The following is a 24995-nucleotide window of genomic DNA, read 5'->3' on the forward strand; positions in this document are numbered from 1 at the left end:
TTAATACTCACCTATTCATGCTCCTCTAACAGTTGTGTTTGGCTGATCACTCATTCACCATAGAAAAAGGCGAACCTGATTTGGCGGCATTAAGCCTGCATCGTTTGCATATGGAACGGGAAAATCTGGGCAACGGATAAGCCAGCCGTTCCGGCCCGATAAAACTCTTCTTGCCGGCATGCACCGTGATCTTGCCGGGACACTGCACGGTGATGTTGCCGCCCTCGATCGTGATGTTCGCCCCGCCCGCCGTCGACAGGCGGATGCTTTTCGCCGCCGCCCAGTCGATGTGCGCGGCGGCGCTGACGATGTTGACTTCCTCGCGCGCCTGCACGTTGAGCACGTCGGCCTGCGCCTGCAGGTCGATGGCCTGTTTGGCGGCGATCAATTGCAGGCCGATATTGTTCTCGCCCGCCTTGACCACCCCGGCCAGGGCGCCGATGGCCTGGCCGCAGTGCACGCGCAACTGGCCGCCGCCGACGAACTGGGTGTCGAGGCCGCTCATCAAGGAGGTGGTTTCACCATTTGCCAGCTGGATATCCTGGCCCGCCAGCACGCCCAGGCCCGCACGGGCGGCGATGGCGATGATGGCGTCGCTGCTGTGCGGCAACTTGTCATCGCCGGGGCTGGTCGGCTTGCCCGCCGCGTCGCGCCTGGCGGCGGCCGTATCGTCCTGGCTCAGCATGCCGGAGACGCTCGTCAAAAACGCCGGCAAGGGCGCCGCCTTTTCGTCGAGCACGCTGGCATTCGCCTTGGCCGGCCCCAGGTGGCTGGCATACGCGACCGTCTTGTGCGTGACGGCGGCGGCGCTGAAGGTTGCACCTAGCTTGGCCGCCTGCTTGAGCAAGACCATGCCCGGCGCATTGTCGCCGGCCGGATCGCGCGCCTGCGCGTCGTGATTGACGAGGTAGCTGGAAATCAGGAGCCCGGCGCCGGCCCGCACGGCGCCGTAAGCGTCGGTGCGCAGCTCGGCGCCCGTGCCGCGCAGGCTGCCCCGGTAATTGTCGGCCGCATGGATCAGGTGGCCAAGATTGAGTTCGCTTGCTGCATGGCTGCTCTTGAGCTGGATGCGCCCCTGCTGATCGGTATCGTCGAACAGCAGCTGGTTATAGCCAGAGCCGGAGCCGGCAGCGCCGAATTCCTTGCTGCGGATACCCCACTGCGCCGCGCCGTTGCGGTGGCCGGCGCTGCCGCCGGCCGCGCCATGCCAGACCGGACTGTTGCCGCCGGCCACGTTGCCCTGCGCCGACGGCGCATGGTCGCGCGCCGGCTCGAAGACACTGGCATCCGCGGGCTTGTCCGTGATGCCGCCCGGCGAGGGCGCGACGCCGCCCTCGCCCTGCCCGTTGTACAGGGCGCCGACGATGATGGGACGGTCGATATCGTTTTCCAGGAATTGCACCAGCACTTCCTGGCCGATGCGCGGCAGGAACCGGCTGCCCATGCCGCCGCCTGCCGAGCGCTGCGCCACGCGTACCCAGCAGGTGGCGCCGCCTTCCTGCTGCCAGTGGAAACGGATGCGCACCCGGCCCAGCTTGTCGCAATGGATCTCGCTGCCGCCGTCGGCGCCGACCACGATGGCGCTCTGGCTGCCGCGGGCCGTCGGCTTCGGATGGTGGCGCGCGTCGTTGTCGCCATGTACAGGACGCCATGGCGTCGCCGCGGCGATCATCTCGATGCAGTTGGCGTAACCGCTGGCTTGCGCCTGCGCAATCGCGGCGGCAAAGTCGGCAAAGCCGTCGCCCAGCCCGGGCATGGCTTCGTCCAGCAGTTCGGGCACCGGGCCGAACAGTTCAGCCAGCGCCTGGGAGGCGGGCGCCGGCAGGTTGTTGATGCCGATGCTGGCCACCCGGAGCACGACATAGTCGGACGCGGCGCCATCGGCCTGCGGCAACGGTCCCTGCGTCAGGGTAAACCGCGTGCCGGCGCGCAAGGTGCGTACCGTCGAGCGCGCCTGCCACAGCTGGGCGCGCGCTTCGCGGGCCTGCATCTGCAACGCGGCATAGTGCTGTGCCTGCGCGCCATTCGCATACCAGTACTGGCCCGGCGTATCGTAGCTTTCCAGCACCGGCGCATGCTGGCCGCCGATGGCCATATTCGTCGGCACGCTGGCGGCGACCGCCTTCTTGGCCTTGTAGTCGTAGCTCAGCACGCTGCTCAGCCCGACGTGCAGGCTGCGCCGCGCGCACAGCGCCTGCACGCTGTCGCTCGCTTCGCCGGCCCTGGCGCCATGAAAGCGCAAGCCGCCGCCCTGCGCGCTGCTGGCATCCTCGGGCGTGGCGCAGGGCTGGCTGCTGTCGGCGAACAAAATCAGTGTGTGCTCGTCGAAGCGCCAGGCGATGCCCTCTTCCGTCAGCAGTCGGCGCACGAAATCGAAGTCCGATTCCCGGTACTGGCAGCAATAGCTGCGCTCTCCCGCCTGCTGCATGCACTGCGCCACCTCGTCGCTCCATTGCCACAGGGCATGCGGCGCATAGGCTTGCAATACCTCGTCGACGATGGCCGTCACGCTCCGATCTTGCCATACGCGGCTGTTACGCACTTGCGTCAGCAGCCACAGCCAGGGCGTGATGCGCAGCCGGTAGCGCGCCAGGCCGCCATTGCTGCCCAGCATGGCCGCTGCGCTGATATAGCCGGAAAACTGCGTGCGCGTGCCGTCGGCCAGGCTGATTTGCAGGCTGGCCGGCTGCCCCAGCAGGGAGGCCAGCGCAACATCGGCATTCGTGGACAAGGCGATAATCTCGCGCGCGCCAAGCTCCTGCAGCCGTTCATCGGCGGCAAAGGCTTCGACCAGCAAACCGCTGTCCTGGCCATCGTCGCCGATGGCCAATGCATACAGGCGCGTCGCGCCATTGAAGGCGGCTACCGCGCTAACGATATCTTGTGTCAAAGGATGCTCTTCATCTGGAAAGTGGCATCGCACATTACTTATCAAAACAATGTGCAAAATAAACAAGTTCAGGCAATTATGCGCGAGTTCTTAAAAAAGCAAGATTCAATTGAACAAGGAGTGCGCGGGCAAGACAATAGTCGCTGCTTCGGGCAAGGGATTCGGTACAATACTCCGGCAAGCCCATTCACTCTTTCCCGTGCAGCCATGAACCAACTCGAACAACTGAAGCAATTTACTACCGTGGTGGCCGACACCGGCGACTTCCAATCGATCCAGGCTTACACGCCGCGCGATGCGACGACGAATCCGTCGCTGATCCTGAAGGCCGTGCAAAAGGATGAATACAAGCCGCTGCTGGAAAAGGCCGTGCGCGACCATCCGAATGCCTCCACCGCGGAAATCATCGACCGCCTGCTGATCGCCTTTGGCGTGGAAATCCTGCAAACCATCCCCGGCCGCGTCTCCACCGAAGTCGATGCGCGCCTGTCGTTCGACACGGAAGGCACGGTGGCCAAGGGCCGCGACCTGATCGCCCTGTATTCGAACGCGGGGATTGCCCGCGAACGCGTGCTGATCAAGATCGCCTCCACCTGGGAAGGCATCCGCGCCGCCGCCATCCTGGAAAAGGAAGGCATCCGCTGCAACATGACCCTGCTGTTCTCGCTGGCCCAGGCCATCGCCTGCGCCGAAGCGGGCGCGCAGCTCATTTCGCCGTTCGTCGGCCGCATCTACGACTGGTACAAGAAATCGACGGGCATCGACTACGTGGGCGCGGAAGACCCGGGCGTACAATCGGTCCGCCGCATCTACAATTACTACCGCAAGTTCGGCTACAAGACCGAGGTGATGGGCGCGAGCTTCCGCAACACCTCGCAAATCCTCGAACTGGCCGGCTGCGACCTGCTCACCATCAGCCCCGACCTGCTGCAAAAGCTGGCCGACAGCGATGCGCCGGTGGAGCGCAAGCTGAGCGCCGAAGCGGCGCCATCGACCAACATCGTGCAAATGTCGCTGAACGAAGAAGCCTTCCGCTTCATGATGAATGAAGACGCGATGGCGACGGAAAAACTGGCCGAAGGCATCCGCGCCTTCTGCGTCGACTCCGGCAAGCTGAAACAGATGATCGCGGCACTGCGCTAAGCACACGACTGGCGTAAAAAAGCGGCGTCCGTGCAGTGCACGGCGCCGCTTTTTTCATGTCCGCGCCATCAGGAGCAGCGGAAGGTCGCTACGCCCTGGTAATTGGCGCCGTTGGCCATGACCACCTTGTAACCGCCCGTAACCAGGTAGGTTCCCGTGCCGCCGTCCCCCAGCGCCAGCAGCATGCCCGAGCTGCCGCCCAGGAAGCCGCCGCTGATGACCGTCATGTCCGGCGTGTTGATCGTGCCGGTGCCGCTGGCCTTGCCAGTGCTGCCGCCGGCCGCGACATCGACCGTCATGGCCAGCGCGGCGCCCGCGGCGCCGAAAGCCAAGGTGGCGCTGCCGCTGGCCGTGCCGAAATAGCCGTCCTGCTGCACGCTGGCGCCGCCCGTGTAGCTGGGCGCCGTGAACTTGCCCGCATCGCACTGGAAGGCGCCGGTGAAGGGCAAGGCCGCCACCGTGTTATAGACGCTGTAATGGGCACTGGCATTGTTGCCGCTCATGACGGTAGTGCCGCTGCTGCGCGTGATGGTGCCGGTGAACCAGCGTCCCTGCGCAAATGCCGCGTCGCCGACGACGTCGCGCGTGATGGCGGGCGTGCCGCTGAAGCTGATGCCCGATATCCCGCTCAGGGCGCCGGAACTGTCTTGCGTCACGCTGCCCAGGGTGCCGTAGGCCTGGCTGGCAACGGCCAGCAACAGATAGCGCGGACTCAGCCCCTTCGCAAACGGCGTGCTGACGCTGCCCGTGTCGCTGCCGACAGGCGGTGGGGTAAGCGGTGTCACCGGAGGGAGTGGATTGACGGGCGTGGCCTGATTCACGGCGACCTGGGTATCGGAGGAGGAAGAGCCGCCGCCACAGGCACTGAGGGTGGCAGCCAGCAAGACTGGCAGAACAAGGAGGGAGGCGCAGGTTGGTTGTTTCATGTATTCCTTATGATTCAAAAAAGGCAAAGACGGCACGCTTGCATGGCATCTTTGCATTTCAGATAATATTGCTTTTTCCTCTCAACTGTCGCACGCCTGCGGCCGCGCATGGGCGCGGCATGACGCTACAATCGCTACAATAGGCAATCGCCACCAGCCGCCACGCGCATGTCCTCCACCCTGCCTGCTTCGTCCGCCATCACCATCCGCCTGGGCCGCCGCGCCCATGCCCGCATTGCCGAGAACGGCTTGCGCGCGCTTGACGTCGCCATCGTCCCTGCCGCCGCGGGCGGGCCGAAAGGCTTGATCCTGCACCAGCTCGATTGCTGGCTGTTCGGCGACTTCCTGGCGCAAGCGCCGCGCCCGCGCCACTTCGTCGGCGCCTCGATCGGCGCCTGGCGCATGGCCGCCGCCGTATTTCCCGACCCGGTGGCAGCGCAGCGCCGCCTGGTGCGCGAATACGTGGGCCAGCGCTACCCCGACAAACCCGACGCAGCGCACGTCAGCCGCACGTGCCGCGCCCTGCTCGACGCCGTCCTCGATGGCCAGGATGCGCAGTTGCTGCAGCACGCGCGGCATAGCCTGTCCGTGCTGGCCGTGCGCGGCATCGGCGCCCTGGCGCAGCCAGGAAAATGGCGCGACCGGCGCGGCTTCCTGCTGGCGGCCGCCGGCAATGCCGTGGCGCGCGCGCGCCTGGCCACCTCGCTCGAGCGCGCGGTGTTCCATGCAGGGCCGGACGGCGCCAGCTGGCTGCGCTCGCGCTTCGACGCCTTTCAATCCCATTTCGTGCCGCTGGCGCAAGACAACCTGCGCGACGCGCTGCTGGCCTCCGGTTCCATCCCGCTGGTGCTCGATGCGGTCACGGACATCGCCGGCGCGCCGCCCGGGCGCTACTGGGATGGCGGCCTGGTCGACTACCATCTGCACCTGCCCTACCAGCGCGAACCGGACCTGGTGCTGTACCCGCACTTTGCCGACCATATCGTGCCGGGCTGGCTGGACAAGGCCATGCCCTGGCGCCGCGCGCGCAGCGGCGATAGCGCACTCGACAACATGATCCTCGTCTCGCCCTCGCCCGCCTTCGTGGCCAGCCTGCCCAACGGCAAGCTGCCGGACCGGCGCGACTTCGCCCATTACGGGCAAGACCACGCGGCGCGCATGCGCGACTGGCGCCGCGCCATCGCGGAAAGCGAGCGCATGGCGGCCGCCTTCGCCCGCTGGGCCGAGCAGCCGGACCTGCGCCAGGCGCTCGATCTGTAGCACGGGCGAGACTGCAACAGGCGCCAAAACAAGCGCGCTTTTCCCTCGCCTATTGGTCACTTATCAGTGCATACTATGTCGCACAGGCAACCTTCAATCCCTCTGCGACAGGAGTTCCGACCATGCATGCCCTCTCCCACCTTCGTATCGGCACGCGCCTGGCTGCAGGCTTCGCGCTGGTGCTGCTGCTGTCCGTGATCTCCACCTCGTACGCGCTGTACAGCGCCCACGTGAATGCCGAAGCGACGCGGCAAATGATGGAAAAGCCGCTGGCCAAGGAACGCCTCGTATCGGACTGGTACGTGCTGATTTACTCGGCCATCGCACGCACCTCGATGATCGCCAGGAGCACCGATGAAACGCTGTCGAACGTGTTTGCCGACACCATCGCCGACAGCACGAAACAGGGCAGCGAACTGCTGAAGAAAATCGAGGCGCTGCTCGACAGCGATGAAGAAAAAGCCATCTTCAAATCGTCCATCGCCGAGCGCGTCAAATACCAGGATGCCAAGACCCTGGTCATGAATGCGCGCAAGGCGGGCAATGCGGCGCAGGCGGAAAGCACCTACCGCGACAGCTTCGCGCCGGCCGCCACCAATTACCAGAACAACGTCAAGGCCCTGCTGGCGCAGCAGCGCCAGGCCATCGACACCACGGCGCAAGCCATCGAGGCGGCCAACGAACGCAGCTTCACCCTGCTGCTGACCTTGTGCGCGCTGGTGGTGGCCCTGGGCAGCGTCTGCGCCTGGCTGATCACGCGTTCGATCACGCAACCGTTGAAGGCCGCCGTGAAGGTGGCCGAAACGGTGGCCGACGGCGACTTGCGCACGCATTTCGGCACGCCTGCCAGCGATGAAATCGGCGACCTGATGCGCGCGCTGCACGGCATGAACGAGGCGCTGCGCAAGGTGGTGTCGGAAGTGCAGACGGGCACCAATGCGATTGCCACGGCGTCGGGCGAAATCGCCGCCGGCAACCAGGATTTATCGGCGCGCACGGAACAGCAGGCCAGTTCGCTGGAAGAGACCGCGTCGTCGATGGAAGAACTGACCAGCACCGTGAAGCAGAATGCGGACAATGCGCGCCAGGCCAACCAGATGGCGGTGGCCGCCTCCGGCGTGGCTGAACGGGGCGGCAGCATCGTCAGCCAGGTGGTCGACACCATGGGCGCCATCGACACGGCATCGACGAAAATCGTCGACATCATCGGCGTCATCGACGGCATCGCCTTCCAGACGAATATCCTGGCCTTGAACGCGGCCGTGGAAGCGGCCCGGGCTGGTGAGCAGGGACGCGGCTTTGCCGTCGTCGCCACGGAAGTGCGCAGCCTGGCGCAGCGCTCGGCGGCGGCGGCGCGCGAAATCAAGACCCTGATCGGCGACTCGGTGGAGCAGGTCAACAACGGCACGCGGCTGGTGCAGCAGGCCGGCAATACCATGGGCGAAGTGGTCGACAGCGTGCGCAGGGTCACCGACATCATGGCCGAGATCACTGCCGCCAGCGCCGAGCAGAGCATGGGCATCGACCAGGTCAACCAGGCCATCGCACAGATGGACCAGGTGACGCAGCAAAATGCGGCCCTGGTGGAGGAAGCGGCGGCCGCCGCCGAAAGCATGCAGGACCAGGCGGCACGCCTGGCGCAAGTGGCGGCCGGCTTCCAGCTCGAACACATGGCCGCGGCGGCGCCGGTACGCGCCGCGCGGCCGGCTGCCGCCAAGCTGGCCAGGCCGGCGGCCAGGAACACTCCCGCCAGGCAGCCAGGCAGCGCGGCCAGGAGTGCGCCACCTGCGCGCAAGCCTCAGGCGCAGGTGGCGGGCGAGCAGGATTGGGAAGAGTTTTAAGGCTGACGGCGGCGCCAGTTGAAAGGGTTTGACAGCGCCCTGGCGCGCGAGGATACTTGTTTCAGGTGGCATGGCGCTCCACCGGCAGCAATACGTGTTGCGCCCGACATCGTTCTGCGGGAGTACGAACATGAAATGTATCAGCGGCATCAGCGCACAGCTGCGCCGGGGCTTCCTGTCCCCCTTGCTGCTGTGTGCAGCCCTTGCCGGCTGCGCCACGGCGCCCGCCACCCTGCCTCCGCCCGACCTGTTCAACGATGCCAGCTTTGCCGCGCCCACCATACCGGTCGACCCGCAGCAGGCGTTTGCCATGAGCGAGGCCATGCGGCAATACGTGCGTGTCGATATCGCGCGCGAGGCGCGCAACAAGAATCCCCGCCGGGCGCTCGCCGATGCCCTCCACAACCGGGCCGGGCTGCAACTGGAATACGATGCCGCCATGACGCGCACGGCGGCACAGGCGTTCGATGCGCGCAGCGGCAATTGCCTGTCGCTGGTGCTGATGACGGCCGCGCTGGCCAAGGAAATGGGACTCGATGTGCACTACCAGGTGGTCCTGGGAGATGAGAGCTGGAGCCGCAGCGGCGGCATGTATTTCGTTGCCGGCCACGTCAATCTCGCGCTGGAACGCCGTGCCGCCAGCAATACCGTCGGCTACGACGCCGATGCCATCCTGCTCATCGACTTCCTGCCGGGCGAAGACCTCACCGGCCAGCGCACGCAGGAGGTGCGCGAAGCAACCATCCTGGCCATGTACCTCAACAATCGCGCCGCCGAAACCATGGCCAGCGGCGAGCTCGATCAAGCCTACTGGTATGCCCGCGCCGCCATCCTGCAAGACCCCACGTTTGCGGGCGCCTTGAATACACTGGGCATCATCCAGTTGCGCCACGGCGACATCGAGCCGGCGCGGCGCACGCTCGCTTACGCACTGGAACGCTCGCCATCGAACGCCGTGCTGCTGTCCAACCTGGCGCAGGCACTCGACGGCCTGGGACGCACGGGCGAAGCGCAGCTGCTGCGGCGCAAATTGCTGGCCCTGCAGCCAGAGCCGCCCTTCCACTTTTTCAACCTGGGCCAGCGCGCCATGGAAACCGCCGACTACCAGGAAGCGGCGCGCCTGTTCAAGCGCGAGATCGCGCGTGATCCGTATTACCATGAATTCCACTTCTGGCTGGCGCAGGCGTATGCGCGCATGGGCCAGCTGGCGCAGGCCGGACGCCAGCTGGAACTGGCGATGGACACCAGCACCACGCGCGGCGAGCATGGACTGTACGCGGCCAAGCTGCAGCGCCTGCGCGCCGCCAGCACGCATTAGCAGGCGTCATTAAGGCAGTCAGTCTTCCAGGAACATTTGCTGCAGGTCGTTCAGGAAGGACAGTCCCAGCGCCGTCGGGCGGATGACCTGGTGGTCGCGGTACAGCAAGCCTTTGGCTTCGGCCGCGTTCAGCGGCTGCTCGATGGCATTGAGGGCCAGGCCCGTGCGCTCGGCGAACAGGTTCGGCGAAAAGCCCTGCGTCAGGCGCAGGGTGTTGAGCATGAATTCAAAACCCATTTCCTCGCGCGCCAGTTCGCGCTCTTCCTGCACCGGGTTACCGGCCAGTACCGCGTCCATGTAGGCGCGCGGTTGCTTGTAGCGAGCCTGGCGCAGCACCCGGTGCGGAAACGAAATCTTCGAGTGGGCGCCTGCGCCGATGCCCAGGTAGTCGCCGAATTCCCAGTAATTGCGGTTGTGCTTAGCCTGGCGGCCCGGCTGCGCGTAGGCCGACACTTCGTAGCGGCCATAGCCCGCCTGCGCCGCGCGCGCGGCCACCATGTCGGCGATGTCGGCGCTCTCGTCATCGTCCGGCAGCACGGGCGGATACTTGGCGAACAGCGTGTTCGGCTCCAAAGTCAGGTGGTACAGCGACAGGTGCGGCGGCGCGAACGACAGCGCCGTGTCCAGGTCCTGCTGCGCCTCGGCCAGGGTTTGCGTGGGCAGCGCATACATCAGGTCGAGATTGAAATTGTCGAAGTTCGCGTGCGCGATCTCCACCGCGCGGCGCGCTTCGTTGTCGTCATGGATGCGGCCCAGCGCCTGCAGGTGGCGGCCGTTGAAACTCTGGATGCCGATCGACAGGCGGTTGATGCCGCTGGCCCGGTAGGACTTGAATTTTTCCGCTTCGAAGGTGCCAGGATTGGCTTCCATGGTGATTTCACAATCGGGCTCCAGGGGCAGCAAGGTGCGCACATCCGACATCAGCCGGTCCAGGCCCGCCGCCGACATCAGGCTGGGCGTGCCGCCGCCGATGAAGATGGTGTGGATCTTGCGGCCCCAGATCAGCGGCAGCGCCATTTCCAGGTCCAGGCGCAGGGCCGCCAGGTATTCGGCTTCCGGCAAGTCGCCGCGCACCTCGTGCGAATTGAAGTCGCAATACGGGCATTTCTTCACGCACCACGGGAAATGGATGTACAGCGACAGCGGCGGCAAAGCCGTCAGGTTCAGCGCACCCGGCTGCAGGTATTTCAGGGCCGCCCCGGCCGCGCCGGAAATGCCGTCCTGCGGCGCGGGAGCGGTACTGGGCTTGGCTGCCGACTTGGCAACGGCGCCCACCAGTTTGATCGGGATCATCGCAGCTTTTCCACCAGCGCGCGCAGGGCCTGGCCACGGTGCGACAGCACGTTCTTTTCATCGGACGTCAGTTCGGCCGCGCACTTGCCCAGCGCGGGAATGAAGAAGTGCGGATCGTAACCGAAACCGCCGTTGCCGCGCGGCGCGGCAATCATTTCGCCATTCCAGCGTCCGTCGGCGATCACCGGCTGCGGGTCGTCCGCATGGCGCACATACACCAGCACGCAATAGTAGTACGCGGACTTGTCGGCATGCGCCTCGAGGTCGGCGATCAGCTTGGCGCTGTTGGCGGCATCCGATTTCGGCTCGCCGGCATAGCGGGCCGAATACACGCCGGGCGCGCCGCCGAGCGCATTGACGCACACGCCGGAATCGTCGGCCAGCGCCGGCAAGCCCGTCAGGCGCGACGCGTGGCGCGCCTTTTGCAGGGCGTTTTCAACGAAGGTGTGGAATGGTTCGTCGCTTTCCGGCACGGCATACTCGCCCTGGGCGTGGACGGAAAAACCGATGGTCGAGAGCAGCTCGTTGAATTCCTTGAGCTTGCCGGCGTTGTTGGAGGCGAGGATGAGGCGTTGAGTCATGTCAGTAATCCGGTTGAAGTGCCGACATTGTAAACCTTTTGCGCCCCCCTCACCTCGCCCCGAAGCTGCCGCAAGAAGCGGCAACTGTGGGCTTTTTGCCCGGCGCGGCGGGCCAGCGGATGTAAATCTGTGTAAAGATCAGATCCCCAATGCCTGCTTCTGCAGGGCGATCAGGTCGGCGATGCCGCCCTGCGCCAGGTCCAGCAGGCGGTTCATGCCGGCACGGTCAAAGGCGGCGCCTTCGGCCGTGCCCTGCACTTCGATGAAGTGGCCCGCTTCCGTCATCACCACGTTCATGTCCGTGTCGCAGCCCGAGTCTTCCACGTAGTCCAGGTCCAGCACCGGCATGCCCTGGTAGACGCCCACCGAGATGGCGGCGACAAAGCTTTTCACGGGAATGGCGGCGATCGCGCCGCGCGCCTGCAGCTGGGAAAACGCGTCATACGCGGCCACCATGGCGCCCGTGATCGACGCCGTGCGCGTGCCGCCATCGGCCTGGATCACGTCGCAATCGAGGTGCAGCGTGCGTTCGCCGAACGCCTGCAAATCAAAGGCGGCGCGCAGCGAGCGGCCGATCAGGCGCTGGATTTCCTGCGTGCGGCCGGACTGCTTGCCGCGCGCCGCTTCGCGGTCCATGCGCGTGTGCGTCGAGCGGGGCAGCATGCCGTATTCGGCCGTCAACCAGCCCTGGCCCTTGCCTTTCAGGAAACCCGGCACCTTGTCTTCGATGCTGGCGGTGCAGATGACCTTGGTGTCGCCGCACTCGATCAGCACCGAGCCTTCGGCATGCTTGGTGTACTGGCGGGTGATGCGGATGGCGCGCAGCGCGTCGACGGCGCGGCCGCTCGGGCGGGATTCAAATGTCATGGGATGTCCTGTGTGATTGGGGTTGCGGCAGCGATTTTACCACCGCGCGCCCGTCTATTTGCAGTCATGCAACAGCGCAAGACGCAATGGCAGGCGGCGCACACATGATCCCTACAATCCTGCCCCGCCAAACACAATTTTCTTTACAATGCCGTAAAACGCACACTATTCAGCAATTTTCAGGCCATCAGACCATGCGGTTCTGTTTTTGCGGCGCGGGCGGTATTGCCTGCGCTGGCTGATTAAGTGTATAAGTGACTGTATACAAGACCAAATCGGGGAATCCTTTGAGCATTTCAAGCATGACAGGCTACGCGGTTGCCACCAGCGAAGGTGCTGCAGGCACACTGACAATTGAAATCAAGAGCGTCAACTCGCGCTTTCTCGACCTGCAATTCCGGATCAACGACGATCTGCGGGCCCTGGAGCCTGACTTGCGCGCCGCCGTCATGTCCGCCATCACGCGCGGCAAAGTCGAGGTACGCCTGAGCTTTGGCCGCAAGGCCGCCACAAACGGCACGCAGGCGCTGAACCTGCCCCTGCTGACCGAACTGGCGCGCCTGCAAAACGAAGTGGGCCAGCATTTTGTCTCCGCCCCCGTCATGACGGTGGCCGAACTGCTGCGCTGGCCTGGCGTCATCGAAGAAGCGCAAGTGGGACAGGAATCCCTGCAGGCGGATGTGGGCGCGCTGACCAAACGCACCGTGGCCGCCTTCGTCGACAGCCGCAAGCGCGAAGGCGCCGCGCTCGAAGCGGTGCTGGTGTCGCGCATCGAAGCGATGGAATCCATCGTCAAACGCATCACGCCCCTGATTCCGCAAGTGGTGGCGGCCTTCCAGCAAAAAGCCATCGAGCGCATGCAGGACGCGCTGGGCCTGGCCAGCCAGGGCTCGAATTCGGCCCTGTCGCGCCAGGACGCCATGGAACGCATCCGCCAGGAAGTCATCCTGTACGGCATCCGCATCGATGTGTCGGAAGAACTGGCGCGCCTGTCGGCCCACCTGGGCGAAACGCGCCACATCCTCACCAAGGGCGGGCAAGTGGGCAAGCGCCTCGACTTCATGATGCAGGAGCTGAACCGCGAAGCCAACACACTGGGCGCCAAGGCGTCCGTCAAGGAACTGGCCGACGCCTCGATGGACTTGAAGCTGCTGATCGAGCAGATGCGCGAACAGGTGCAGAACCTGGAATAAACCCCGTCAGGCCAGGCGCGCTCCGGCGCGCCCCTGGTCGCTGGCGGCGATGACGACGCAGGCGACAAACAGCACGATGCTGTATTCCACGCCGCCGGCGCCATGCTCGCCAACGAACCAGCCCTTGGCCGCATGCACGATGGCAATGCCGCCGATGCAGATCACCATCAGCCCGGCCGCCGCCCAGCGCGTGTATTTGCCGACGATGAGCAAACTGCCGCAAACGATCTCGACGACGGTAATCGCCCACACCACGGCCAGGCCGTAAATAAATCCCTTGTCTTCCAGGAAACCGGCAAAGCGGGGAATGGTGCCATTGGCGATGCGCGTGATGGCGTGCGCCATGAACATCACGGCGATGGCCACGCGCAGCAACAACATGGCCTGGGCGGAACTGAGAAACGGGAAATTCTTCATGCGCGCATCCTGTCGGTAGAATAGTTATTGAGAAAAAACCATCCAAATTAAATAACTATTTCCTCAGGATAACAAGCAAAATATGCACAAGCGGGGCGGCGAGGCGCATCGCGGGGCTGGCTCGCCGCCTTGCCTCTTGGTAAAATACCGAATTGGGCGGCGCCCACGCAAGCGCAAACGCCGCCATCACACGCAAATGGAAAGATCCGCATGAGCCACCCTACCGCCTTCTCCGGCAGCCTGTTCGTGGTCGCCGCGCCCTCGGGCGCCGGCAAATCGACACTGGTCAATGCATTGCTGGCGCAAGAGCCCGGCATCAAATTGTCGATCTCGACCACCACGCGCGCGCCCCGTCCGGGCGAGCAGCATGGCCGCGAGTACTATTTCACGACGGCGGAAGACTTCGTCGCGCGCGCCGAACAGGGCGAATTCCTGGAATGGGCGGAAGTGCATGGCAATTACTACGGCACGTCGCGCATCATGGTGGAGCAGCAAATGCTGGCCGGCACCGATATCCTGCTGGAAATCGACTGGCAGGGCGCGCGCCAGGTGCGCAAGCAATTCCCCCGCGCGGCCGGCATTTTCATCCTGCCGCCATCGATCGATGCGCTGGAAGAACGCTTGAACAAGCGCGGCCAGGACGAGCCGCACGTGATCACGCGCCGCCTGCTGGCGGCCGGCGGCGAAATCGCACACGCTCCCGAGTTCGAGTATGTTATTATCAATGAAGAGTTTACGGTCGCTTTGTCCGAACTGAGCGCGATCGTGAGAGCGGCCCGTTGCCGGTTTGCGCAACAAGCGGCCCGCAACGCATCGCTATTCGCCCAGCTGGGCCTGCACGCAGAGTAATTCGCCTGCACGCCAGTTCACACAGCACCACGCAAAAATTTTAGGAGTTACTATGGCCCGTATCACAATCGAAGATTGCCTGAAGCAGATCCCTAACCGTTTCCAGCTGACCCTGGCTGCGACTTATCGCGCACGTCAGTTGCTGCAAGGCCACACCCCTAAGGTGGAAGCCAAGGACAAGCCTACCGTTGTTGCACTGCGTGAAATCGCTGCCGGTAAAGTCGGCATCGAAATGCTGAAAAAGGTCCCGATGTAAGTGGGAACCCGCGTGCCGGAACAGTGCTGACCCCTGGTTCTACCGTATCCTTTATTCACACTGTGAAGCAACGCGACGTTTTATGAGTCTGACCCCAGCCGACACGACTTCCGCAGCATTGCCGCCCCTGGCCTCGCGCCAGGCGGCAAAATCGCAGGGCGCAACCACGCCCGGCGTCGGCACGTCCGGCAGCAACATCCCCGCAGTACCGCCAGCGCCCGCCCTGGGCGTGGCCTCCGTCAGCCACCTGGCCGACAAGCTGGCCGAATACCTGTCTCCCGCGGACCTGAAGAAAGTCAAGGAAGCCTACCGCTTCTCCGACGAAATGCACCTGGGCCAGATGCGCCGCTCGGGCGAGCCGTATATCTCGCATCCGATCGCCGTCGCGGAAATCTGCGCCGACTGGAAGCTCGACGCGCAAGCCATCATGGCCGCCCTGCTGCACGACGTCATGGAAGACCAGGACGTCAAGAAGGAAGAATTGATCGAGCGCTTCGGCGCGCCCGTGGCGCACCTGGTCGACGGCCTGTCGAAGCTGGAAAAGATCGAATTCCAGAGCCAGATCGAAGCGCAGGCGGAAAACTTCCGCAAGATGCTGCTGGCCATGGCGTCCGACGTGCGCGTGATCCTGATCAAGCTGGCCGACCGCCTGCACAATATGCGCACCCTGGACTTCATGACGGCGGCAAAAAAGCGCCGCATCGCCAGCGAGACCATGGAAGTGTACGTGCCGATCGCGCACCGCCTCGGCCTGAACAACATCTACCACGAGCTGCAGGACCTGTCGTTCTCGCACCTGTATCCGATGCGTTACCGCACCCTGGCGAAAGCCGTCAAGGCGGCGCGCGGCAACCGGCGCGAAGTGGTCAACAAGATCATGGAAGCCGTAAAAAGCACCTTGTCCATGGCCGAGCTCGATGCGGACGTCACGGGCCGCGAAAAGACCTTGTACGACATCTATAAGAAGATGCGCAGCAAGCACTTGTCGTTCTCACAAGTGCTGGACGTGTACGGCTTCCGCGTGGTGGTGGGCAGTTTTGCCGACTGTTACGTGACCCTGGGCACCCTGCACAGCCTGTACAAGCCCATGCCGGGCAAGTTCAAGGATTACATCGCGATCCGCAAGCTGAACGGCTACCAGTCGCTGCACACGACCGTCATCGGCCCCTACGGCACGCCCGTCGAATTCCAGATCCGCACGCAGGAAATGCACCGCACGGCCGAATCGGGCGTGGCGGCGCATTGGCTGTACAAGAGCGGCGAATCGAACCCGTCCGACCTGCAGCAGCGCACGCATGCCTGGCTGCAATCCTTGCTCGACATCCAGCAACAGACGGGCGACTCGGCCGAATTCCTCGAACACGTCAAGGTCGACCTGTTCCCCGACTCCGTCTACGTGTTTACGCCAAAGTCGAAGATCATCGCCCTGCCGCGCGGCGCCACGGCCATCGACTTCGCCTACTCGATCCATACGGGCATCGGCGACCAGACCGTGGCCGTCAAGATCAACAACGAAACCTCGCCCCTGCGCACCGAGCTGCACAACGGCGACATCGTGGAAATCATCACCGATTCCTCGTCTCGCCCCAGCCCGACCTGGCTGTCGTTCGTGCGCACCGGCAAGGCCCGTTCGGCCATCCGCCACCATTTGCGCACGATCAACCTGCCCGAATCGATCGCCCTGGGCCAGCAACTGCTGTCCCAGGCGCTGCACGCGCTGAACATCGACGCCGACCTGCAGGCGCCGCTGGTCGAACGCCTGCTCAACGAATCGAGCGCCAATTCCATGGACGAGCTGTACGCGGACATCGGCATCGGCAAGCGCATGGCCACCCTGGTGGCGCGCCACATCTTCGGTTTGATCGGCGGCGAAGCGGCCAGCATGCCCGTGGAACACAATAGCGGCAGCGAACTCGACCCCGTCACCATCTGCGGCAGCGAAGGCGTCTCCGTGCAACTGGCGCCGTGCTGCCTGCCGATTCCCGGCGACCAGATCATCGGCCAGCTGCGCCGCGACCAGGGCTTGCTCGTGCACACGAGCGACTGCTCGCAAGCGAAGCGCCAGCGCGCCAAGGAACCGGATCGCTGGATCGCCGTGCGCTGGGGAACGGAACTGAACCGCCGCTTCGACTGCCGCATCAAGGTGCTGATCAACAGCGAACGGGGCATCCTTGCCAGAGTCGCCGCCGAAATCGGCGAGTCCGACGCCAACATCATCTACGTGGGCATGGATGAAGACAAGGACAACGTCCTCGACCAGCTGCGCTTCACCGTGCAAGTCAAGGACCGCGTCCACCTGGCCGCCCTGCTGCGCAATGTGCGCCGGGTCGCCGGGGTCAATCGGATATTGCGCGAGCGCAACTAGAAAACGGCTGGCCAGATTCTCTGCCCAGCCGTTTTTTCATGTGGTGCACATCAGTTCAAGTCTCCCCCGGCGCCGGATACGTCACTTCCAGCAATTCCAGTTCCTGCTCGCCCAGCGGCGTGTTGAGGGTGATCACGTCGCCTTCGCGCGCCTTGGTGATGGTGCGGGCCATGGGCGAGACCCAGCTGATCTTGCCGTTCAGGGGGTCGAATTCATCGATGCCGACGATGGTGATGGTGTGCGTTTCGCCGTCGCTCGTGCGGTAGGTGACCGTGGCGCCGAAAAACACCTGGTCGTTGCCATGGTGCACGCTGGGGTCGACGATGGCGGCCAGGTCCATGCGTTTCGTCAGGAAGCGGATGCGGCGGTCGATTTCGCGCAGGCGCCGCTTGCCGTAGATATAGTCGCCATTTTCCGAACGGTCGCCATTCGACGCCGCCCAATGGACGATGCGCACCACTTCAGGACGGTCGACGTCGATCAGCTGCAGCAGCTCATCCTTGATGCGCTGGTAACCGGCCGGCGTGATGTAGTTCTTGGCGCCGGCGGGAATGGCCAGCGCCAGCGCGGCCGCTTCTTCATCGTCGTCGTTGTCGGATTCTTTTACAAAGGCTTTATTCATCTGTCTATTGTAGCCCCGCCAGGGAGCCACGGGCACACGGGATGCGGGGGCAAACGGGCTTTTTTGACGTATCATCGTGGCAATCGCGGCAAACCTGCGCCGCACACGGAGACGGATGAAAAAATTCTACAGAGTCAGGCGCTGGCTGTTCGCGCCGCTGGTCTACCTGGCTGCCATCTTCCTGCTGATCGAGGAATGGCTGTGGGCGACCGGCGCGCGCCTCATGCAGGTGATCGCGCAATTTCCGCCCCTGCATGCGCTGGAAGCGTGGATCAAGCGCCTGCCGCCGTACTGGGCGCTGGCCATCTTCGTACTGCCGGCCGTACTGCTGTTCCCCGTCAAGCTGCTGGCCCTGCTGGCCATCGCGCGCGGCCATGCCTTTTCCGGCATCGGCGTGATCGTCATCGCCAAGCTGGGCGGCGCGGCCGCCGTGGCGCGCCTGTACAGCCTGACGCGTCCCACCCTGCTCAGTTTGCCATGGTTTGCCCGCTGGCATGGCCTGTTCATGGAAACCAAGGACCGCTGGATCGCCCGCCTGCGCGCCACGCGCCCCTGGCGCCGTGTCAGCCGCCTGTCGGCCGCGCTGGGCCGCGCTCGCCTTGCCTGGTGGCAACGCTTGCGCAAGGGTACGCCAGGACGCCATAATTCGCGCCCGGCCAGGGTGCTGCGCCGCTTCGCCGCCTTCTGGCGCGCCCGCCGCTGATGAAGAAAGGCCACTCCATGCACGACACTCCCCGCCTGGCCCCCGCCATGCGCGCGGCGGCGCCGGAAATCTACCTGTACGACGCGGCCAGCTTGCAATTGCTGGACGCCAACGATGCCGCCTGTGACAACTTGCAGTATGCGCGCAAGGAATTGCTGGCGATGACACCCTTCACCCTGGCGCCGCAGCTCGACGCGCAGCAACTGGCCGCCGTGCTGGCGACCCTGGACGACAGCATCGGTGCACAAGCCCTGCTGCACGTGCAGCAGCGCCGCCGCGACGGCAGCCTGTATTCGCTCAGCCTGCACCTGTCGCGCGCCAGCCGCCATGGACGCGCCCTGCTGCTGGCCGAGGGCGAAGACTTGCGCACGCCGCAGGCGACGGCCGCCGCCCTGGCGCAGGTGCAATCGCGCTTCAACGCCATCGTCTCGAATACGCCGGGTCTCGTGTACCAGTTCTGCCTGCATGCGGATGGGCGCGCCGCCTTTCCCTACCTGAGCGATGGCTGCCAGGCCCTGCTGGGCCTGGGGCCGGCGCAGCTGCACGCGCGCCCGGAACTGTTTTACCAGTTGATCCTCGCCGACGACCGCGCCTCGTATCTGGAATCGATGCAAGCGTCGAAAAACGCCTTGTGGAGCTGGAACTGGGAAGGCCGCATCTGGATCGATGCCTGGAAGGATGTGAAATGGATCAACCTGCGCTCCACGCCGCGCGCGCTGGCCGATGGCACGGTGCAGTGGGAAGGCATCATGACGAATATCACGGAAAGCCGGCTGGAACAGAGCGAAGTGCGCCAGTCGCGCGCCCGCCTGGCCGAGCTGACGGCGCATATCGACAAGGTCAAGGAACACGAACGCACGCGTCTGGCGCGCGAATTGCACGATGACCTGGGCGGCAATTTGACGGCGATCAAGATGGCGCTGGCCATGCTGGCGCGCCGCCTGCCGCCGGACGACCGGCAACTGCAGGAAAAGGCCGACTATGTCGATGCCCTGGTCGACCGCAGCATCGACGCCGTGCACCGCATTTCGCTGGACTTGCGCCCCTCCATGCTGGACCTGGGCCTGGTCGCCGCGCTGGACTGGCAAGTGAAGGAATTCGCGCGCCAGGCCGGCATCGAATGCCAGTTCATTTCGAACCGGCAGCACATCGAACTGGAGCTGGACCAGGCGACCAGCCTGTTCCGCATCGCCCAGGAGGCGCTGACGAATATCGCCAAGCATGCGCAGGCAAGCAAGGTCAGCGTGCGCCTGGCCCGGCAGCGCCAGCATATCAGCCTGTCGATCGCCGACAATGGCGTCGGCATGCGCCTGTCCGACCGCGCCAAGCCGCAATCGTTCGGCATCCGCGGCATGGCCGAGCGGGCCAGCGCGCTGGGCGGCACCCTGAGCCTGATGGACGGGCCGGACGGCGGCACCATCCTGAGCATAAAAATCCGGCTGACCACGCCGCGAGAGGCGATAATAGCGGCTGCAGCCAGTGCGCCCGCGCACAGCGGGCCGCCACCAGAAGCGGCCAGTGGGTGAATTAGATAGGAAACAACGCAGTCATGAAAGAAAAAGCCACCATCCGGGTATTCATCGCCGACGATCACGCGATCGTGCGCGAGGGCTTGAAGCAAATCCTCGCCGATACGAAGGACATCATCGTGGCCGGCGAGGCCGAAAATGGCCACGACGCCATCAAGCTGTTCCGCGGCTCGAAATGCCAGGTGTTGCTGCTCGACATCTCCCTGCCCGACCGCAGCGGCATCGAGGTGCTCAAGCAGATCAAGAAGGAAAAGCCGGAACTGGCCGTGCTGATGCTATCCATGCACCGCGAGGACCAGTACGCCATCCGTTCGCTCAAGGCGGGCGCGGCCGGCTACCTGACGAAACAGAGCGCGCCGCGCGAACTGGTCACGGCCATCCGCCAGGTGGCGCAAGGCTTGAAATACATCAGCGCCTCGCTGGCGCAGGAATTGGCCAACACGGTGGGCGACGACCACGAAACGGCCTTGCACGACACCTTGTCGGACCGCGAATACCAGACCCTGGTCATGATCGCCTCGGGCAAGGCCGTGGGCGCCATTGCCGAAGAGCTGAAATTGTCCGTGAAAACCGTCAGCGAATACCGCGCCCGCCTGCTCGTCAAGATGAAACTCAAGAACAGCGCCGAACTGACGCATTACGCCATCCGCAACCAACTGGTGGATTGACGGCAAAGCGGCATGCCCGCTGGCATCGGGCGAATTGACAGGACTTCTCCTTGCTTCTCGCACAATAAGTTCTTTGCCAACTCGCATATCATGAGGATAATTAGAAATATCTAAAAAGGCTGTGCCTACATGTCCAGTAAATTGCCAACTTCACCAGCAAGCGCTCCCGCCGGCGCCACGAATACCGCCGCCGCTGCGGCGATGAACCCTGCCGATATCGCCCGCGAAGCGTTTCGCCGCCTGGCCACGCGCCGCATCGCCCCCACGCCAAGCGCCTACCGCGATATCTACAATGAAATCGCCGGCATCAGCGAACCGGCGGAGACGCCCGGCGCGCCTGCCGCGGTCCTGGCCGCCAGCGCACCCACGGAGAGTGGCGCGGAAAACGTCCTGACGCAGTTTGCCGCCAAGATGAGCGAATCGGCGGGCGAACTGGGCGACTTTGGCCGGCGTTTCCAGCGCGCCCTGAAAGCGCGCGACTGGGACAGCTATGCGCGCACCCTGGCGCAACTGGCGGAAAAACAGGTGAAGAAAGGCGGCGGCATCGAATTGCCGCCCCTGCCGGACGGCGAACAGACGCGCACACTGCGCGAGTTGCTCAGCCGCACCCTGGGCTTTGCCGTCGCCACCTTGCTGACGGGCACGCCCGCGCTGGTGGAAGAGGCCGAATCGCTGGGCGCGGCCATCAAGCTGGCCCATACGGAAGAAGCGCTGAACGAAGCGGCGCTGCGCCTGAAACAGCTGTGCTACCAGATCGAGCTGAAGAGCGGCGACACGGCCGAGCAGCAGGAATTGCTGCTGCGCCTGTTCAAGTTGCTGCTGGACAACGTCAGCCAGTTGCTCGACGACGACAGCTGGCTGCGCGGCCAGGTCGATGCCGTGCAAAACCTGATCGCCGGCCCGCTCGACCAGCGCGCGCTGGAAGACGCCACGCGCAGCCTGAAGGAAGTCATCTACAAGCAAGGCCAGCTCAAGCACAGCCTGTCCGACGTCAAGCTGACGGTCAAGAACATGATGATGACCTTCATCGACCGCCTGGGGCAAGTGGCGGCCAGCACGGGCGACTTCCATGAAAAGATCGGCGGCTATTCGGAAAAGATCAGCCAGGCGGAAAATATCAGCGAACTGAACAGCGTTCTCGACGAAGTCTTGCGCGAAACACGCATGGTGCAGAACGAAGCCTTGCGCGCACGCGACAAGATGGTGCTGGCGCGCCAGGAAGTGCAGGATGCGGAACAGCGCATCCACACCCTGGAAGCCAAGCTCCAGCATATGAGCGAACTGGTGCGGGAAGACCAGCTGACGGGCAGCCTGAACCGCCGTGGCCTGGACGACGTGTTCGAGCGCGAGACCGCCCGCTCCGACCGCCGCGGCACGCCGCTGTGCATCGCCATGCTGGACCTGGACGATTTCAAGCGCCTGAACGACACCTACGGCCACCTTGCCGGCGATGCCGCCTTGAAACACCTGGTGAAGATCGTCAAGGAAACCCTGCGCTCGATGGACGTCATCGCCCGCTTCGGCGGCGAGGAATTCCTCATCCTGCTGCCGGAAACCACGGTCGAGGCGGCCTCGTCGACGATGACGCGCTTGCAGCGCGAGCTGACCCGGCATTTCTTCCTGCACGACAACGAAAAAGTCTTGATCACCTTTTCCGCCGGCGTGGCCCTGCGCCTGCCCAACGAAGACCAAGCCGAGCTGGTCAAGCGCGCCGACCGCGCCATGTACCAGGCCAAGCAGACGGGCAAGAACCGCGTGGTGGTGGCCGACTAAGCCCGGTCCGCTTCACGCCATGCCGTCCCGCCAACCGGCCGGACGGCATTTTTCATGGCAAAAACAATAACATTCATCGCCTTCCCGCCTTCCGCCGGCGTCCGCGCGATATGAAAATAAAACTATTTTTACCCTCAAGTTTCTTTAAATCATGTCGTCTAGCGCGCGGCCGGCGGCAAACTGAAGGGCTAAAAATTAAAATTTAAAGCACTTTTCGCCATAAATTTTCCCGCAGAGCAACCGTTACCCTAAACAACAGCGGCTTGATTGTCCCGGAACAGCGGGGCAGGCCAAAGTGACTAGCACATAGCGCAATGTAGTACCTGTTTGGAGAATTATCATGGCTGCAGTAATTAATACCAACATCTCGTCCCTGAATTCGCAACGCAACCTGTCGACCTCGCAGTCGGCCCTGAGCACCTCGCTGCAACGCCTGTCCTCCGGCATGCGCATCAACAGCGCCAAGGATGACGCCGCTGGTCTGGCAATTTCCGACCGCATGACGTCGCAAATCCGCGGCATGACCCAAGCCACCCGCAATGCAAACGACGGCGTCTCGCTGGCCCAAACGGCTGAAGGCGCGTTGGCAAGCTCGGGCGACATCCTGCAACGTATCCGCGAACTGGCCGTGCAATCGTCGAACGCCACCAACTCGTCGAGCGACCGTCAAGCGCTGCAAACCGAGGTAGGCCAGCTGGGTTCGGAATTGAACCGTATCGCCCAAACCACCTCGTTCAACGGCCAGGCGCTGCTGGACGGCACCATGGGTACGGCCAACTTCCAGGTTGGCGCCGATGCCAATCAGCTGATTTCCGCCAGCGGCGCGAACTTCCTGACCAACACCTACGGTAACAACCGTATCGCCAACGATGCATCGGCTGTCAAGAAAGATGCCGTAGGTAATGCAGTTGTCGGCAAGCTGACGATTTCCGGCTCCATCGGCACCACGACCGTCGACACGACGGCCGCCGTCGCCGAAACGGCACCAGGTGCAGGTGATGCCATTAAAGGCAGCACGGCCAAATCCGTCGCCGCCGACATCAACAGCCAAACGGCAAAAACGGGCGTGACCGCATCGGCACAAACGGATGTGAACTTGAACCTGGGCGCCGAATCGTATTCGTTCTCCATCGGTTCGGATAACGCCAAGCCAGTCACCGTGTCATTCGCCGTCAGCGGCACGGCATCGACCGCAGCTGACTATGCTGCAGGCATCAACGCCATCAATGCCCAAACGGCCAAGACCGGCGTGACCGCCCAGTACGACAGCGTCAACAAGGGCATGAAGCTGACGAATGCATCGGGCGAGAACATCAGCCTGACGCAAGGCACGACGGCCAACGTCAAGTTCGACGTCGATGGCTACAAGGCTGACGGCAAGGTACAAGCTGCAGCGCAATCGATCATCACCGCTGCCAACGCCGCCACGGTCAACGGCCGCGTGACCTTCGACTCGCAAAACAGCTTCTCGGTAACGGAAACCACCACCACCGGCCTGGCGATTGGTAAAGCGACGGCACAAGGTTCGACCCTGAACTCCGTGTCGACCCTGGACGTGACGACGTTTGACGGCGCGCAGCTGGCACTGAAAATTGCCGATGCAGCACTGGCAACGGTCAACGGCCAACGCGCCCAGTACGGTGCTTTGCAATCGCGCTTCTCGTCGGCGATTTCCAACCTGCAATCGACCACGGAAAACCTGTCCGCATCGCGCAGCCGCATCGTCGATACCGACTTTGCATCGGAAACGGCCAACATGACCCGCGGCCAGATCCTGCAACAAGCTGGTACGGCCATGCTGGCGCAAGCAAACTCGCTGCCAAACGGCGTCCTGAGCCTGCTGCGTGGCTAATCCCTGATTAGTATCGCAACAGCGTAGGACTCTGATTCCCCTGCCGGATTTTTTCGGCCGGGGAATTTTCACTAGGAGAGCACCATGACTATCGACACGATAGCGGCCGCCTCCGCGGCCAGGATAGACAAGAGTTATGTGTCTGCGGACACATCACCGGCCCGCCCGGCAGCGCCACGCGCCGCCACGGAAACCGACAAGGTTGCACCACAGCAAGCCAGCAAGGAACCCAGCCGCGAGCAGCTCGACAAGGCGGTATCGGAGCTGAACCAGTCGTCGCAGATGAAGACGCAAGGCCTGGAGTTTTCCATCGATGAAGACAGCCAACGCACGGTCGTCAAGGTCATCGACCAGGAAACCAAGGAAGTACTGCGCCAGATTCCCACCCGGGAAGCGCTGGAATTGGCCAAGACCTTTGACTCGGCCAAGGGTTCGCTGATCCGCCAAAGCGCCTGATGATGGCATGGCTCACGGACATGCGACATCGCGGCAGCAGGCATCAGCATGACCACGGGGTTCGGTAGCCTGGCTATCCGGCCCCGTTTTTTATTGCAACTCGTACAATATTTTCCCATCTCTTCCCCGCTTTTTTGCTCCCGCTGAAAACAGCACGGTAAATCCCCCTCTCAAGTCCTGATTGATTCTGCCG

21 protein-coding genes are annotated in these 24995 nt (G+C 63.8%); 14 read left to right on the forward strand and 7 right to left on the reverse strand.

The features are described 5' to 3' along the window. Positions 1-46: 46 nt before the first annotated feature. Positions 47-2890, reverse strand: a complete 2844-nt coding sequence (locus tag O3299_RS14225; protein ID WP_305062543.1) for a type VI secretion system Vgr family protein — start codon at positions 2888-2890, stop codon at positions 47-49. A gap of 207 nt (positions 2891-3097) precedes the next feature. On the opposite strand from O3299_RS14225, the gene tal reads away from it, so the two are divergent. Then, entirely contained in the window at positions 3098-4033 is a 936-nt protein-coding gene (tal, locus tag O3299_RS14230; protein WP_099666887.1) for a transaldolase, read from the forward strand. A 68-nt stretch (positions 4034-4101) separates the two neighbouring features. Here the strand turns inward: tal and O3299_RS14235 are convergent, their stop codons facing one another. Continuing rightward, positions 4102-4959 carry a hypothetical protein gene (locus O3299_RS14235; protein WP_305062544.1) on the reverse strand — a complete coding sequence of 286 codons (858 nt, stop codon included), beginning with the start codon at positions 4957-4959 and terminating at the stop codon, positions 4102-4104. Positions 4960-5127: 168 nt separating this feature from the next. Here O3299_RS14235 and O3299_RS14240 point away from each other — a divergent pair, with 168 nt between their 5' ends. The 3 genes from O3299_RS14240 (at position 5128) to O3299_RS14250 (ending at position 9378) form a co-directional block, all read left to right on the forward strand. Next, the gene (locus O3299_RS14240) at positions 5128-6219 is read left to right on the forward strand and encodes a patatin-like phospholipase family protein (RefSeq protein WP_305062545.1); all 1092 of its coding nucleotides are present in this window, start codon (positions 5128-5130) and stop codon (positions 6217-6219) included. A 122-nt stretch (positions 6220-6341) separates the two neighbouring features. After that, positions 6342-8060, forward strand: a complete 1719-nt coding sequence (locus O3299_RS14245) for a methyl-accepting chemotaxis protein (RefSeq protein WP_305062546.1) — start codon at positions 6342-6344, stop codon at positions 8058-8060. A gap of 130 nt (positions 8061-8190) precedes the next feature. Then, complete coding sequence (locus O3299_RS14250; protein ID WP_305062547.1) at positions 8191-9378, forward strand: tetratricopeptide repeat protein; 1188 nt, start codon at positions 8191-8193, stop codon at positions 9376-9378. An 18-nt stretch (positions 9379-9396) separates the two neighbouring features. On the opposite strand, the gene hemW is transcribed toward O3299_RS14250, so the two are convergent. The 3 genes from hemW to rph all read right to left on the reverse strand — a co-directional run bounded on the left by hemW (position 9397) and on the right by rph (position 12119). Then, complete coding sequence (gene hemW / locus O3299_RS14255; RefSeq protein WP_099666882.1) at positions 9397-10671, reverse strand: radical SAM family heme chaperone HemW; 1275 nt, start codon at positions 10669-10671, stop codon at positions 9397-9399. Next, entirely contained in the window at positions 10668-11252 is a 585-nt protein-coding gene (gene rdgB, locus O3299_RS14260) for an RdgB/HAM1 family non-canonical purine NTP pyrophosphatase (protein WP_305062548.1), read from the reverse strand. Before rdgB ends, hemW begins: the two co-directional genes overlap by 4 nt. A gap of 138 nt (positions 11253-11390) precedes the next feature. Further along, a complete protein-coding gene (gene rph / locus O3299_RS14265) occupies positions 11391-12119 on the reverse strand; it encodes a ribonuclease PH (protein ID WP_034787067.1) in 729 nt (242 codons plus the stop codon). A gap of 302 nt (positions 12120-12421) precedes the next feature. On the opposite strand from rph, the gene O3299_RS14270 reads away from it, so the two are divergent. Continuing rightward, positions 12422-13312 (forward strand): YicC/YloC family endoribonuclease, encoded by an 891-nt coding sequence (locus O3299_RS14270; RefSeq protein WP_305062549.1) that lies wholly within the window; start codon positions 12422-12424, stop codon positions 13310-13312. Positions 13313-13318: 6 nt separating this feature from the next. Here the strand turns inward: O3299_RS14270 and O3299_RS14275 are convergent, their stop codons facing one another. Continuing rightward, positions 13319-13729 carry a DoxX family protein gene (locus O3299_RS14275; protein WP_251350732.1) on the reverse strand — a complete coding sequence of 137 codons (411 nt, stop codon included), beginning with the start codon at positions 13727-13729 and terminating at the stop codon, positions 13319-13321. 210 nt (positions 13730-13939) lie between these two features. Between O3299_RS14275 and gmk the strand changes: the two genes are divergently transcribed. The 3 genes from gmk (at position 13940) to O3299_RS14290 (ending at position 17199) form a co-directional block, all read left to right on the forward strand. Beyond that, on the forward strand, positions 13940-14578 hold the full coding sequence (gmk, locus tag O3299_RS14280; protein ID WP_099666877.1) for a guanylate kinase: 639 nt from the start codon (positions 13940-13942) through the stop codon (positions 14576-14578). A 52-nt stretch (positions 14579-14630) separates the two neighbouring features. Beyond that, positions 14631-14834: a DNA-directed RNA polymerase subunit omega gene (rpoZ, locus tag O3299_RS14285; RefSeq protein WP_010400723.1), complete on the forward strand. Its 204-nt coding sequence runs from the start codon at positions 14631-14633 to the stop codon at positions 14832-14834. A gap of 82 nt (positions 14835-14916) precedes the next feature. Next, entirely contained in the window at positions 14917-17199 is a 2283-nt protein-coding gene (locus O3299_RS14290; RefSeq protein WP_099666876.1) for a bifunctional (p)ppGpp synthetase/guanosine-3',5'-bis(diphosphate) 3'-pyrophosphohydrolase, read from the forward strand. A 55-nt stretch (positions 17200-17254) separates the two neighbouring features. On the opposite strand, the gene greB is transcribed toward O3299_RS14290, so the two are convergent. Beyond that, on the reverse strand, positions 17255-17821 hold the full coding sequence (gene greB / locus O3299_RS14295) for a transcription elongation factor GreB (protein ID WP_289898644.1): 567 nt from the start codon (positions 17819-17821) through the stop codon (positions 17255-17257). Between the two features lie 115 nt (positions 17822-17936). On the opposite strand from greB, the gene O3299_RS14300 reads away from it, so the two are divergent. The 6 genes from O3299_RS14300 to O3299_RS14325 all read left to right on the forward strand — a co-directional run bounded on the left by O3299_RS14300 (position 17937) and on the right by O3299_RS14325 (position 24802). Then, positions 17937-18524 (forward strand): hypothetical protein, encoded by a 588-nt coding sequence (locus tag O3299_RS14300; protein WP_305062550.1) that lies wholly within the window; start codon positions 17937-17939, stop codon positions 18522-18524. A 17-nt stretch (positions 18525-18541) separates the two neighbouring features. Continuing rightward, positions 18542-20050 carry a sensor histidine kinase gene (locus O3299_RS14305; RefSeq protein WP_305062551.1) on the forward strand — a complete coding sequence of 503 codons (1509 nt, stop codon included), beginning with the start codon at positions 18542-18544 and terminating at the stop codon, positions 20048-20050. A gap of 23 nt (positions 20051-20073) precedes the next feature. Next, positions 20074-20721, forward strand: a complete 648-nt coding sequence (locus tag O3299_RS14310; RefSeq protein ID WP_077407788.1) for a response regulator transcription factor — start codon at positions 20074-20076, stop codon at positions 20719-20721. A gap of 201 nt (positions 20722-20922) precedes the next feature. Beyond that, the gene (locus tag O3299_RS14315; RefSeq protein ID WP_077407790.1) at positions 20923-22494 is read left to right on the forward strand and encodes a GGDEF domain-containing protein; all 1572 of its coding nucleotides are present in this window, start codon (positions 20923-20925) and stop codon (positions 22492-22494) included. Positions 22495-22834: 340 nt separating this feature from the next. After that, positions 22835-24346, forward strand: a complete 1512-nt coding sequence (locus O3299_RS14320; RefSeq protein WP_034787088.1) for a flagellin — start codon at positions 22835-22837, stop codon at positions 24344-24346. Between the two features lie 84 nt (positions 24347-24430). After that, complete coding sequence (locus O3299_RS14325) at positions 24431-24802, forward strand: flagellar protein FlaG (RefSeq protein WP_099666874.1); 372 nt, start codon at positions 24431-24433, stop codon at positions 24800-24802. The last annotated feature ends 193 nt before the right edge of the window (positions 24803-24995 follow it).

The organism is Janthinobacterium sp. SUN176, from assembly GCF_030587335.1.
GTDB classification, from domain to species: Bacteria; Pseudomonadota; Gammaproteobacteria; order Burkholderiales; family Burkholderiaceae_D; genus Janthinobacterium; species Janthinobacterium kumbetense.

Coding starts and splice junctions, on each gene's coding strand:
- O3299_RS14325 (WP_099666874.1), top strand. CDS start 24,431: ATGACTATCGACACGATAGCGGCCGCCTCCGCGGCCAGGATAGACAAG.
- O3299_RS14300 (WP_305062550.1), top strand. CDS start 17,937: ATGAAAAAATTCTACAGAGTCAGGCGCTGGCTGTTCGCGCCGCTGGTC.
- hemW (WP_099666882.1), bottom strand. CDS start 10,671: ATGATCCCGATCAAACTGGTGGGCGCCGTTGCCAAGTCGGCAGCCAAG.
- O3299_RS14315 (WP_077407790.1), top strand. CDS start 20,923: ATGAACCCTGCCGATATCGCCCGCGAAGCGTTTCGCCGCCTGGCCACG.
- rpoZ (WP_010400723.1), top strand. CDS start 14,631: ATGGCCCGTATCACAATCGAAGATTGCCTGAAGCAGATCCCTAACCGT.
- greB (WP_289898644.1), bottom strand. CDS start 17,821: ATGAATAAAGCCTTTGTAAAAGAATCCGACAACGACGACGATGAAGAA.
- rdgB (WP_305062548.1), bottom strand. CDS start 11,252: ATGACTCAACGCCTCATCCTCGCCTCCAACAACGCCGGCAAGCTCAAG.
- O3299_RS14275 (WP_251350732.1), bottom strand. CDS start 13,729: ATGAAGAATTTCCCGTTTCTCAGTTCCGCCCAGGCCATGTTGTTGCTG.
- tal (WP_099666887.1), top strand. CDS start 3,098: ATGAACCAACTCGAACAACTGAAGCAATTTACTACCGTGGTGGCCGAC.
- O3299_RS14270 (WP_305062549.1), top strand. CDS start 12,422: ATGACAGGCTACGCGGTTGCCACCAGCGAAGGTGCTGCAGGCACACTG.
- gmk (WP_099666877.1), top strand. CDS start 13,940: ATGAGCCACCCTACCGCCTTCTCCGGCAGCCTGTTCGTGGTCGCCGCG.
- O3299_RS14305 (WP_305062551.1), top strand. CDS start 18,542: ATGCACGACACTCCCCGCCTGGCCCCCGCCATGCGCGCGGCGGCGCCG.
- O3299_RS14235 (WP_305062544.1), bottom strand. CDS start 4,959: ATGAAACAACCAACCTGCGCCTCCCTCCTTGTTCTGCCAGTCTTGCTG.
- O3299_RS14245 (WP_305062546.1), top strand. CDS start 6,342: ATGCATGCCCTCTCCCACCTTCGTATCGGCACGCGCCTGGCTGCAGGC.
- O3299_RS14310 (WP_077407788.1), top strand. CDS start 20,074: ATGAAAGAAAAAGCCACCATCCGGGTATTCATCGCCGACGATCACGCG.
- O3299_RS14290 (WP_099666876.1), top strand. CDS start 14,917: ATGAGTCTGACCCCAGCCGACACGACTTCCGCAGCATTGCCGCCCCTG.
- O3299_RS14250 (WP_305062547.1), top strand. CDS start 8,191: ATGAAATGTATCAGCGGCATCAGCGCACAGCTGCGCCGGGGCTTCCTG.
- O3299_RS14320 (WP_034787088.1), top strand. CDS start 22,835: ATGGCTGCAGTAATTAATACCAACATCTCGTCCCTGAATTCGCAACGC.
- rph (WP_034787067.1), bottom strand. CDS start 12,119: ATGACATTTGAATCCCGCCCGAGCGGCCGCGCCGTCGACGCGCTGCGC.
- O3299_RS14240 (WP_305062545.1), top strand. CDS start 5,128: ATGTCCTCCACCCTGCCTGCTTCGTCCGCCATCACCATCCGCCTGGGC.